Consider the following 12,489-nt stretch of genomic DNA (forward strand, 5'->3'; position numbering starts at 1 on the left):
ATATTGTAAGTTTACAAAAAATTATTCTTATTCTCCATAGTACAACAAGCTTACTCTTATACTAATCTATCTTAATCTTTTTATTTTTATAAAAAAGCATCTTTAAAAATATTCAGGCTTAAAGCCTGGAAACGGACATAAAATCAAAACTTCGAAATTGAGGCTGACAAAACTATGTGTAAAATTTTCTTGAACGACATCAGATGCGAATTAAATAATATTTTTTTAATTTCCTTTACGGGAAACCATATTATGGTAGAAACTGCATTTTGAGGTAAAATATTAACTGTGTTTGCTTTTAGCAAAAAGCTCTAAGGCTGCAGGCTTCGGAGGGTATGAGACATAGGTATAGACGTCCATAAACAAAAAAAAACAGCCTCAAAAAGGCTGTTTTATATTTTGAATTCAAAATTCTTAAAATATGATAAAGAAGGTTGGATCTATTTCCCAATACAAAACTTAGAAAAAATATTCCCCAGCACTTCATCATTGGTCACCTCTCCGGAGATTTCACCAAGATGTTCCAGGGCATTTCTAAGCTCGTACGCCAGTAATTCTGTAGAGATCTGGAAAGAGATCGCTTCTTTTACTTTATGAACGGCATCCATGGATTTTCTTAAGGCTTCAAAGTGTCGTTGATTGGTGATGATAACGTTATTTTCTTCAGTTTTCAAATGTTCCACATACGAGGAAAGTTCATTTTTCAGATCCTGGATGTTCTGATTTTCAACTGCAGAGATTTTGATGAAATCAAATTCGTGAGAAATAGCACTTCTGAAAATATCTTCTACTGTTTCATATTTGGTAGGAATTACTTCGTCAATTTTTGTCGCGCAGATAATCAGCTTCAGATCTTCTCTTAACAAAGATTGGATCATTTCAATATCTTCAGAAAAATCCTCGGTAGCAGCATCTGCCAGATACACCAGAATATTGGCGTTTTCTACTTTTTCTTTAGCTTTTTTCACCCCGATCGCTTCAATTTCATCCACCGTTTCACGAAGTCCTGCAGTATCAATTAATCTGAAAGCATGACCTTTGATATGAAGAACTTCCTCAATGGTATCTCTCGTTGTTCCGGCAATATTACTCACAATTGCCCTTTCTTCCTTTAAAAGGGAGTTCAGCAGCGTAGATTTTCCTGCATTCGGTTTTCCGATGATGGCAACAGCAGTTCCGTTTTTAATGGCATTTCCGTATTGGAAACTTTCAATCAAAGAATTTAGTTTGACTTCAATTTTATCCAATAATCCACTTAAAGCACTTCTGTCAGCAAATTCCACATCTTCTTCCGCAAAATCAAGCTCCAGTTCAACTAAGGAAACGAAATTTAGCAGATCAGTCCTTAATATAGAGATTTCATTGGTGATTCCTCCTTTCAATTGATTGATCGCAACTTTTCTCGAAGCTTCATTTTCAGAAGCAATCACATCAGCAATCGCTTCCGCCTGGGAAAGGTCAATTCTACCATTGATAAAAGCGCGAAGAGTAAATTCTCCTGCTTTGGCCATTCTCGCTCCGTTTTTGATCAGGGTTTCCAGAATACGTTTTCCGATATGCGGAGAGCCGTGAAAAGCAATCTCCACAGAATTCTCAGTGGTGAAACTTTTCGGAGCCAGGAAAATAGAAAGCATCACTTCATCAATCGCTTCCTCTTCATCCATAAAATAACCGTAATGGATGGTGTGGGATTTCTGTTTTTCCAGATTTTTGGCCGGAAAACTTTTCTGAACTACAGATAAAGCTTCATTTCCTGAAACACGGATGATGCCTAAAGCACCTATTCCATTGGCCGTAGCCAGCGCGCATATCGTATCGTTATTCATGCTGCAAATTTACGGTTTTTAATGTGAATTTTCATTCAGATCTGCTATTCAGATTATCTATTGCTGTATTCAGTTAAAAACTGCGTAGGTTTTAAAAACAAGCTATGTTTTGAGAGGCTTGCTGTATAAAGAAGTACCTGTTATATCAACAAGTGCAGAATTATTTCTATTAAACACAGGGTGAAAATACGATTTGAAATGTAAAAATTTAAAAAATAATTCTGCTGAATATAAACACAATTTGGAAGGTGTAGTTGGTTGTGGTGTAACATTTATAAGAGTTTTTTAACAACGCCGGTAATAATGTGGGGTGGTAAAATATCATGTAAGTATTAAAAAATTAAACAATTGTTTGGTATATTAATTGTTGTTAGTGGGGTCGATGATGTTGAAAGTTTAAAAATTTATTATTAAAGCAGTAATAATTTGTTAAAGTATTATAAATGTATATGAATAAACTATTTTTTTTAAATTTTAATAAAAAATTGATTTTTTTATTAATGCTCATTTTCAGTGCTGTAGCCTATGCTCAGTGTATTCCTTATACAGGGCAGGCCATGACAAGCGGAAACACGTATTGCCTCAATGGAAACCTAAGTGTAAGTGCCAATATCAGCATTCCGAACGGGGCTGCCCTTATTATACAATCCGGACAGCTGCAATCCAATAGTATTCAGGTTGATGGGATTCTGGAAATTACTGACGGAACAAGTGTTAAATGTACAGGAACTGTGAAAGTAGGAACTTTCGGGTCTCAGAAAAATTCAAAAATTAAACTGGGAACCAAATCTTTCTTATCTCTTGTAGGATCAGTGATTCAGGAAGACCCGACATTTGGCGGTTTCTATCCCGGAACAACTTCTGTTATTGAAATGGGAACAAGCAGCGTGGTAGAAATTTGCGGAACATTTACCCAGCAGTCTACGACATACCCTTCTGTTGAATATGTAGGTGTTCCTACCGGAAGAGCGTACTGTATTGCAAAAGCAGACGTAAGTGGTGGTGGAGGAGCTTCCATTATCAGTGATGACAGCCAGATCGTAACCATTGCCATGGGATCTGTTATAGGATTGGGAATGGGGAATTCAAGCTTCTGCGGACCCAATGCAACCAAAGCCATGTGTCCTGCTCTCTGGCCCGAAGGATTATCAGAAGACAAAACAAGCTGTGGAAATGCTCCCGTGATTATTGATGAGATCGATGGATTTTGTACAAAGCCCGGAATTTCAGGGACACCTGACGGATATACAAAATTTGGAATTACCGTACAGCAGAAAAGCGATTCGTGGCCTGAAAATATACCTAACGGATTTCTGGCTATGGAATCAAAAAATAAAGGTTTTGTGATTACCAGGGTTCAGCATGTAAGCCAGACGCCACAGCCCGGAGATGCCATCGCAGAACCGAAAGAAGGAATGCTTCTGTATGATATTCAGGATAAATGTGTGAAGCTTTACAACGGTACGGAATGGAAATGTGTAGAAAGAAGCTGTAATGATTAAACTGATAAAGAATATGAACAATATAAAAAATATAAGTATAGCAGCTGCTTTGGTTATTTCCAATACATTTTTTGCTCAGGTTGCGATTGGTAAACAGTCCGTGGATGGAAACAGTACGGTCTTAGATTTTGATAACATAGCAGGAAATACAAAGGGTATAATTCTTCCCGCAACATCGGGTTTTCCTGCAGGATCTTTAGAGAATGGAACATTCATCTTTGATGTCACGGATAACAAAGTAAAAATGTACGAAAATGATGTGTGGAAATCCCTGTCAGATGCCGGTAATTCAAGTGTGGTTATCGCTAATAATTCTGCAGAAACGGGAAAAGGAGTCATTATGGGGGAGGCTGCAAGTTCTGCTGATGGCGTATTGGTTCTGGAATCTCAGAATAAAGCGATGATTCTTCCTCAGATAGCAGCACCGCATCTTAATGTTAAAAATCCTTATCCGGGTATGATGTGCTATGATACGGTCAGTAAAACACTGGCGGTATTTGACGGATCAGTCTGGAATTACTGGAAATAGATGATGAAAAATTAATCTAATATTGATTGACTATAAAAAGCAGCTGCATGTTTTCACGCAGCTGCTTTTTATTTTGTCTTAAACAATCTGCGCACTTTCCTTAATGCTGTTCATAACAAAAATGCTCTTCGTCTGGCCGATTCCTTCAATTTCTGATAATTTGTTCACGAAAAACTCATGAAATTCATCCATATTGGGAGCAAGGATCTTCAGCATAAAATCAAAATCCCCGCTGATATTGTAAAATTCTACCACCTCCTTCAATCTGCCCACTTCCTCAATGAATTTTCCCGCAGTTTTCTTGTTGTGAACATTTAAAGCGATCATACAAATCACCATCATTCCTTTATTAACCTTTTTACGGTCAACCACAGCAGTATACTCTTTAATGATTCCCTGTTTTTCCATACGTTTGATACGCTCATGCGTAGGTGTAGGACTTAAGTTGATTCTTGCCGAAATATCACGGACACTCATCTTCGCGTCTTTCTGAAGCAGACGGAGGATGGATAAGTCTTTTTCATCAGGAATATAATTTTCAGTTGCCATTTTGTTCTGTTTTTATAGGTTTTTTATGGTGTATCAGGTGTTTTGTTCTTTTAAATATTTTAAATATTTAATATTGTTCCAAATTTAAGGTTAAATTTTTAAATACGTTCTGTTAATTTTAATTTTGCAGGAAATTTGAAACATGGATACAAGGAAAAATTTAATATTAATTTTAGCATCGGTAGGAACATTTGTAGAGGCGTTGGATATTGCCATTATTAATTTAACCATTCCTTCTATTCAGCAGCAGTTTCAGATTGGAGCAGAGACGGTTCAGTGGTTGCAGACGCTCTATGTGTTATTCTTTGGAGGATTTCTGATCATTGGAGGGAAACTTTCAGATCAGATCGGAAGAAAGAAAATGTTTCTGATTGGAGCACTGATTTTTATGCTGACTTCATTAGGAGCAGGATTATCTCAAAACTTTGAAGTGCTGGCCGTATTCCGTGCTTTGCAGGGACTGGGAGCAGCATTGGTAATGCCTTCTGCATTGTCTATAGTGACCAATACCTTCAGAGGAGAACAGGAGAGAAACCGCGCCATCGGAATTTTCAGTTCATTTGCTGCCATTGGTTCAGGGAGCGGACTTTCAGTAGGAGGAATCATCAGTACTTACCTGAGCTGGCATTGGGTTTTCCTGATCAATGTTCCTATTCTTTTAATCACATTGTTGCTGTCGTACTATTATCTGCCAACCGATGAAAAAAGCGAAACCGCTCAGAAAACCGATATGGTTTCAGGAATATTGATGGTGTTTGGATTGCTAAGCCTGACTTACGGAACGCACGAATTGGTTCACATCAAAGAACAGCCTTTCCTGGTAACAGGTTCTTTAATACTCGCTTTAGTACTTCTTGTTATGGTGTACTACCGTTTAAAATCCGTTGCAGAGCCTTTGGTAGATTTAAAACTGTTTAAACACAGATCTTTAGTAGTTTCCAATGCGGTATTTTTTACCCTGGGAGCATTTTTTATCGGATTTTTATTCCTGATTTCACTGATGCTTCAGAAAGATATGGGCTACAGCGCTGCTTCTGCAGGATTAATGCTTGTTCCGTTCAGTATTCTGTCTGCGCTAACCGCTAAATTCATTCTGCCGCACGTATCCAAACGTCTGAGTTCTTCTCAAATGGGTGTTTTAGGATGGTTGTTCATGCTGGCCGGAGGGCTGCTGCTCTTAATTTCTGTTTATGCAGGACATCCGCTGACTATGGTTTTGCTTGGAGCGGCATGTATTTCAGGAATAGGAATGACATTCTGCTTTACCGCACTTTCAGTAATGGGTATTCAGGATGTTGAACCTTCAGATTACGGATTGGCATCAAGTTTGAGCTCTACAAGTTACTTTTTGGGAGCAGGAATCGGGTTGTCGTTTATGACCTTAATGAGCCAGATCTTTCCGTCAGAACTTTCTGTGGGAAGCCTGAATCTTATTATTTTGATCAGTTACGCTTTACTGGCTCTCGGAATGTTATTTTATTTTATATTGAAAAGCATAAAAGTGAAGCAGGCAGAAGTAGCCGTTTCATAACGAGCAGCCTTAAAAATACACAAACTATATGACGAAGGAATCGGTGCTTAGGTGCCGGTTCTTTTTTTTGATTTTTGTTATTCTGCTTCCCTTTATTCCCTTTATTACCTTTGCTGCTTACTATATATCATGAAAATACAGGTTATCAGCGATCTTCACCGGGAATTTGGAAGTACGGAATTATGTTTTGATCATGCCGATATAATTGTGCTGGCAGGAGATGTCAATCTGGGAACCAAAGGGATAGAATGGATGAAAGAAGCAATATCCAATAAACCTGTGATCTATGTTTTGGGCAATCATGAATACTATAAAGGTTCTTACCCTAAAACACTTCATAAGATCAAAGAGGCGGCGTCGAACTCCAATGTTCATGTGCTTGAAAATTCACATGTTGATATTGAGGGAATTCGTTTTCACGGGGCAACGCTGTGGACTGATTTTTCCATCTTTGGAAATCCTGTTCAATACGGAATGCTTTGTCAGCCCAAAATGAATGATTATAAGATGATCAAAAGAGATCCTTCTTATTCGAAAATGAGAACTTTGGATACCTTTAAAATTCATCAGCTTTCAAAACAATGGCTAAAAGAAAGTCTTGAAGGCTCAAATGGACTTAAAAATATTGTCGTTACCCATCATGCACCCAGCATACAGTCAGTGCCAGAACATTACAAAAATGATCCTTTAACAGCGGCTTATGCTTCTGATCTGGAAGATTTCATCAAAGAATATCAGCCTCTGTACTGGATTCACGGGCATATTCATACTCCCGCAAGATATAAGATCGGAGAAACGGAAATTATCTGTAATCCTCATGGTTATATTGACGAAAAGTATAATGGATATGATAAGGAGCTGATGATTGTTGTTTAAAAATAGAAGTGAAATTTCCACAGGATTTTTTTAATGTCTTACAATGATAAAGTAAAATTGAATCTGCTTCGTCTGTAAGGATGAAGCAGGTTTTAATCCATTATCATTATGAAGACAACTATACAGGAGGGGATTATTCTCATTCCGGATTTCAGCGGATTTACTGAATTTGTGTTCAATACAAAATTGTATACAGGCGAGTATATTGTACGGCAATTACTGTCGACACTTATTGATGTGAACGATCGGTATTTTGAAATTTCCGAGATTGAGGGAGATGCCATTTTATTTTACCGTTATGATGAAAATCCGTCTTACCAGAGTATTTCAACAATGCTGTGGAAGATGCGGACTGCTTTCAACAGGAAAATAGAAGAGTTAAGTAAAAGTTTAAGTACCAAAATTGATCTGGCTCTCAAGTTTATTGTTCATTACGGATCTTTTTCACAGTACAATATCGGAAACTTCAGAAAATTATATGGAAAAACAATCGTGGAGGCTCATCAGCTTCTGAAAAACGGAGTCGCTGAACAGCCTTCTTATGCACTTTTCAGTAATTCTTTTCTGGAAAGCAGCAGGAATAAAGAATCCGGTTTTAATAAAGATCCGCTTCGTCTGCCTGAAGTTGGTGTTATTCATTACTTTGAAAGTGTAAACTAGCATATATTTTTTAATAGTAATCCTTGTCAATTTGCTATTGCTAACGGCCCGGGTGAGATCCGGGCTTTTTGCTTGTCAAATTGTTGGAATTAAAATAAATTTTCAATTTCGTATAAATACTGTTTTTTAAGAATATTTATAATGGAAGTGAGTTTTATTGGTTTGATTTATTGAAAAATTTACATCGTTTTTAAATTTATGTTTATGTTTTAATTGTTATATGCTTGAAAATTAAATAATTATTTTGCTTTTTTTTACTTTTTAATGTAACATATTAATGAAGATAGTGGTCTTATAGAAAAAACTATAATTTCACATGAAAATACTATTATTTCCCATAGCAATATTAGCAGGCGTATCAGCAATGGCCCAACAAGCTCCAGCTCCGGCTGCCAACGATACTGTAAAAGGAAATGCAAAAGAAATAGAAGCGGTTACTCTGGTTGCCAGAAAGCCAACCGTAGAATCTAAAGTAGACAGAACTGTATTTAATGTAGCGAATAGTGCAATTCTGGCGGGAAATACAACATGGGATGTGCTGAGAATGACTCCTCTGGTAAGTATTGATAACAATGATGAGGTAAAAGCTGAGGGACAATTGGTTACCGTATATATCAATGATAGGAAATCTGTTTTTACAGGTAAGGAGCTCAAGGAATATCTTAAAACAATTCCTGCCGATAACCTGATGAAAATTGAAGTGATCACCAGCCCGTCTTCCCGTTATGAAACTTCCGGTTCCGTAATCAATATTGTCCTTAAAAAAAGGGATGATGAAGGATTAAAAGGAAGCATATCTCTCAACAACAGACAAAGTACCAAAAACTCGCAATACACGAATTTCAACCTGAACTACCATAAGAAAAAGTTTACCCAAACCCTTATAGGAGGTTATAATAACGGAACTTATGTACAGACGAATCAGACATGGGATAACCGCTATGCGGAAAATAAACTGACACAGTTTAATCTGAAAAATGTAATGAGAAATGAAAGCCCTTCTGTTTCTTCCACTTCGGAGTTTGAAATTAATGATAAAAATAACTTCGGGCTTGTACTGGAATATTCACAAAACAGGAATTTTCATACTGCAGAATCTGATGGGGCCACTACAAAAGACGGAGATCCGGGAGAATCTTTCCTTCAGAACCAAAACAACTGGGGATTCAGCCGTAATCTGGGGACTAATGCTTTCTACAAATATTATGATAAAGAAAAGAACAGAATCTTAGATATTAATTTAGGAACCAATTATTCCAGTGATAATAATGATAATCTGATCGACAAGCAAATTACTAAGCAAGGGGTGATAACCCATCAGCAGCTGGGCGTTATCAGTAGCAATCAGATGCGTAATTATTATCTGAAAGTTGATTATACACAACCTTTTGGTAAATCGGGTGGCACCATGGAAGTAGGAGGGAAGACCGAAATAAACAACCATGTTATTCCTAACAGCCTGTATGGATTCAGCATTGATAATGCCATCCCGGAATTCGCTAATCTTTCCCGCAATGACAGATTCCATTATGAAGATCATCTGAGCTCCTTATATGCCAATTACAGCAAGACATTTTTTGAAAAACTGGAAACCAGAGTCGGAATCCGTTACGAATATATTGATTATAAAGTAAGACAGGATGTAGCAGGTACGGAAAGAAGGGATTCTTACGGCTCTTTTCTTCCCAACTTATTGCTGAAATATAGTTTTTCAGAGAAATTTGACCTGAGTCTTACCTACAACCGAAGCATTTGGAGACCCTGGTATTCTGAATTTAATCCCTTCCTTATGCCTGAAATTAACGGAACGTATTCCAGAGGAAACCTTTATCTGAATCCTAACCCGAATGACAGGCTTTATCTGAAGTTCGGAATTCTGAAAAAGTACTTTATCTCTGCAAGATATATGCACACGAATCAGGATTACTGGACGACTTACGTAACGGAAAATGGCAGAACAGTTTCATTGCCGGGGAACTTTGATGGAAAGGTTGAAAAATACTACCTATTTGCCAATACCAATCAGAATTTCCTGAAAAATAAACTGAATGTGAATGCCGGATTTGGATGGTACTACATTAATAATAAGGATTTTAACGAGAAGAATAAATTGGGAGCTAAGGATTATATCAGCTATTGGGGAGCCTCAGCGAATATATCTTATACTAATCTGTTTAATAAAAACATTAATGTAAGTGCATGGATGGAACTTGCCAATCAGAATAACGGTAACTCATATGCCAACAATACCAATGTTTTCCATAATATTTCAGTGACTAAAATATTCCCGAAAACCCAGATGGAGCTGAGCATGCAGCTGATGAACATCTTTAAAAGGCCTTATGGCGATAACACAACATACAGCGCGGACGGAACTTTCAGAGAGTACTCAAAATGGGACTGGTATGGAGTTTCTCTTACTTTTGTAAAGCGTTTTGGAAACCAGAAGGTAAAGGAGAATACAAAAACCGACGTAGAGAAAAACGGCGGCGGCGGAAAATAATTCAGGATTTGTTAGATATAATGAAAGCAGGTTTCCAATTGGGAATCTGCTTTTTATTTCTGGCTGGAAGCTGGAAGCTAGAAGCACTGAGGTACGTCCTTGATTGTCTATAAAAATCTGTGAAATCTCTGTAATCTTTGGGAGAAAAATTAAAAAAAACAGATCCCAATCCGGAATCTGTTTGCATTCTATCAAATAATTATAAATAGAGTTTATACTCAGTTTTTCTATTTAAGAGTAAATTTCACTTTGGTTTTAATGGCATCTGAAGAATTTCCAATAAGAGCTTCAAAGTCTCCGGGCTCAGCTACCCAATCGTGTTTTTGAGCATCAAAATAACTTAAAGCCGTTTTATCAATGGTGAAAGTCACTTCTTTCTGTTCTCCCGGATTCAGGTATATTTTTTCAAAACCTTTCAATTCTTTTGCAGGGCGTGGAACAGAAGATTTTAAATCACTGATATAAAGCTGCGCCACTTCAGCACCTGCCTTTTTACCTGTATTTTTAACGGTTACTGTAAATGTGATTTTACCATCCTGTGAAATAGTAGTCTGGTCTGCTTTTGCTTTTCCGAATTCAAAAGTAGTGTAGCTCAAACCATGCCCGAAGCTGAACAGTGGTTTTATATTTTTGGTATCATGCCAGCGATACCCTACAAAAATGCTTTCGTTGTACGTAATATTGATAGGATTTTTCTGGTCTTTTCCTTTTCCTGCAGCTAACTCATCTTTCTGCCCCGGATATTCTCCAAGCTGGTGTGCTGCATTGTCTTCAAGTTTTACCGGAAATGTAAACGGAAGTTTTCCTGATGGGTTGGCATCTCCTGCTAAAATGGCAGCAATAGAATTTCCGGCCTCGGATCCAAGATACCAGGCTTGTACAACCGTTGGAACTTCTTTGATCCACGGCATGGCCACTGCATTTCCGGAAACTAAAACCACAGCAAGGTTTTTGTTCGCTTTGGCAAGAGCAGAGATGATTTGATCCTGATTGTAAGGCAGTCCATAGCTTTTTCTGTCGTTTCCTTCACTGTCCTGGAAATCTGCTTTGTTCAGCCCCCCTACAAAAATGACATAATCTGATTTTTTAGCTAGTTCTACTGCTTCATTCAGTAATTCAGCTTCAGAACGGGTGTCTTTTAAGTCCTGTCCGGATTTTACTCCGTTATATTCTCCTCCGATATCGCCCACATACCCTCTTGCATACTGTACATCTACCTGTTTTCCGAATCTGGATTTGATTCCGTCTAAAGGAAGTGTTTCATATTTCACTTTTAAAGATGAAGAACCACCGCCAACAGTCATTATTTTGATGGCATTCTCTCCGATAACCGCTATTTTTTTAGCCTTATTAACATCAATCGGAAGAACATTTCCCTGATTTTTTAATAGAACAATACCTTCTTCTCCGATTTCTTTGGCAACCGCTTTATGCTCTTCGGAAGCAATATTTCCGAAAGGCTTGTTACGGTTCATTGTTGTTTTATAGGCAAGACGAAGTAATCTGGTTACTTTGTCATCCAATTCTTTAGTTCCTACTTTTCCTGCTTTAATCAAATCAAGATAAGGCTTTGCCAGATAATAATTGTCATAGGCATTTTTAGTTCCTGCAGAAAGTCCGTTGGTCCATGAACCGAATTCAAGATCAAGACCATTGTGGATAGCTTGTTCTGTATTGTTTACAGCACCCCAGTCGGATACCACTACGCCTTTATAATTCCATTCTTTCTTTAAAATATCGTTTAAAAGATATTGATTCTGGCTGGCATACTGGCCTTTATACATGTCGTAAGCTCCCATGATCGTCCACGAATCACCTTCTGTTACCGCTGCTTTAAAGGCAGGAAGGTAAATTTCATACAATGCTCTGTCATCCACATTCACATTGCTTGTATGACGGAACATTTCCTGATTGTTTAGGGCAAAATGTTTTACAGAAGTTGCTACGCCATTAGACTGCACACCTTTAATATAAGGAACTACCATTTTGGACGTCAGATAAGGATCTTCACCCATGTATTCAAAATTTCTTCCGTTCAGTGGAGTTCTGTAAATATTAACTCCTGGTCCCAGAAGAATATCTTTTTTTCTGTAGCGGGCTTCTTCACCCAACGCTTTCCCATAGTTCCATGACATTTTTTTGTTCCATGTTGCGGATAAAGCAGTCAGGGCAGGGTAGGCGATAATAGAATCGTTGGTCCATCCAGCCTGATCCCATTCGTCCCACATTACTTCAGGACGAACCCCGTGCGGGCCATCTGTAGTCCAGAATTCAGGAATTCCCAATCTCGGAACACCCGGTGAACTGAATTTCGACTGTGCGTGAAGCATAGCCACTTTTTCTTCCAGTGTCATTCTTGATAGTGCATCCTGAATACGCTGTTCAACAGGTTTGGATTCATCCAGATAAACAGGAATGGTAGTATTAGTCTGAGCCATATAAGAAGCAGAAATAAAGGTGAATAAACTTATAATGACGGTTTTCTTTAACATAATGCCTTTCTATTTGATTAA

9 protein-coding genes are annotated in these 12,489 nt (G+C 37.8%); 6 read left to right on the top strand and 3 right to left on the bottom strand.

Going from position 1 to position 12,489, the window contains the following annotated elements:
* Positions 1-440 precede the first annotated feature (440 nt).
* A complete protein-coding gene (gene mnmE / locus AB1278_RS07915; protein WP_429813538.1) occupies positions 441-1,826 on the bottom strand; it encodes a tRNA uridine-5-carboxymethylaminomethyl(34) synthesis GTPase MnmE in 1,386 nt (461 codons plus the stop codon).
* Between the two features lie 500 nt (positions 1,827-2,326).
* On the opposite strand from mnmE, the gene AB1278_RS07920 reads away from it, so the two are divergent.
* Together AB1278_RS07920 and AB1278_RS07925 are read left to right on the top strand one after the other, a co-directional pair.
* Positions 2,327-3,328 (top strand): hypothetical protein, encoded by a 1,002-nt coding sequence (locus tag AB1278_RS07920; RefSeq protein WP_429813541.1) that lies wholly within the window; start codon positions 2,327-2,329, stop codon positions 3,326-3,328.
* Positions 3,329-3,341: 13 nt separating this feature from the next.
* Complete coding sequence (locus AB1278_RS07925; RefSeq protein ID WP_429813543.1) at positions 3,342-3,857, top strand: hypothetical protein; 516 nt, start codon at positions 3,342-3,344, stop codon at positions 3,855-3,857.
* A gap of 78 nt (positions 3,858-3,935) precedes the next feature.
* On the opposite strand, the gene AB1278_RS07930 is transcribed toward AB1278_RS07925, so the two are convergent.
* Positions 3,936-4,406, bottom strand: a complete 471-nt coding sequence (locus tag AB1278_RS07930) for an Lrp/AsnC family transcriptional regulator (RefSeq protein ID WP_131435042.1) — start codon at positions 4,404-4,406, stop codon at positions 3,936-3,938.
* A 142-nt stretch (positions 4,407-4,548) separates the two neighbouring features.
* Between AB1278_RS07930 and AB1278_RS07935 the strand changes: the two genes are divergently transcribed.
* From AB1278_RS07935 to AB1278_RS07950, 4 genes are all read left to right on the top strand, one after another.
* Positions 4,549-5,937 (top strand): MFS transporter, encoded by a 1,389-nt coding sequence (locus AB1278_RS07935; protein ID WP_429813546.1) that lies wholly within the window; start codon positions 4,549-4,551, stop codon positions 5,935-5,937.
* Positions 5,938-6,066: 129 nt separating this feature from the next.
* A complete protein-coding gene (locus AB1278_RS07940; protein ID WP_429813549.1) occupies positions 6,067-6,813 on the top strand; it encodes a metallophosphoesterase in 747 nt (248 codons plus the stop codon).
* A gap of 108 nt (positions 6,814-6,921) precedes the next feature.
* Entirely contained in the window at positions 6,922-7,473 is a 552-nt protein-coding gene (locus tag AB1278_RS07945) for a DUF2652 domain-containing protein (protein ID WP_429813552.1), read from the top strand.
* 316 nt (positions 7,474-7,789) lie between these two features.
* Positions 7,790-9,976: a TonB-dependent receptor domain-containing protein gene (locus AB1278_RS07950; protein ID WP_202839185.1), complete on the top strand. Its 2,187-nt coding sequence runs from the start codon at positions 7,790-7,792 to the stop codon at positions 9,974-9,976.
* Between the two features lie 227 nt (positions 9,977-10,203).
* On the opposite strand, the gene AB1278_RS07955 is transcribed toward AB1278_RS07950, so the two are convergent.
* Positions 10,204-12,414 (bottom strand): glycoside hydrolase family 3 C-terminal domain-containing protein, encoded by a 2,211-nt coding sequence (locus tag AB1278_RS07955; protein WP_429817348.1) that lies wholly within the window; start codon positions 12,412-12,414, stop codon positions 10,204-10,206.
* Positions 12,415-12,489 lie beyond the last annotated feature (75 nt).

The organism is Chryseobacterium sp. NRRL B-14798 (assembly GCF_050470705.1).
GTDB lineage: Bacteria > Bacteroidota > Bacteroidia > Flavobacteriales > Weeksellaceae > Chryseobacterium > Chryseobacterium cupriresistens.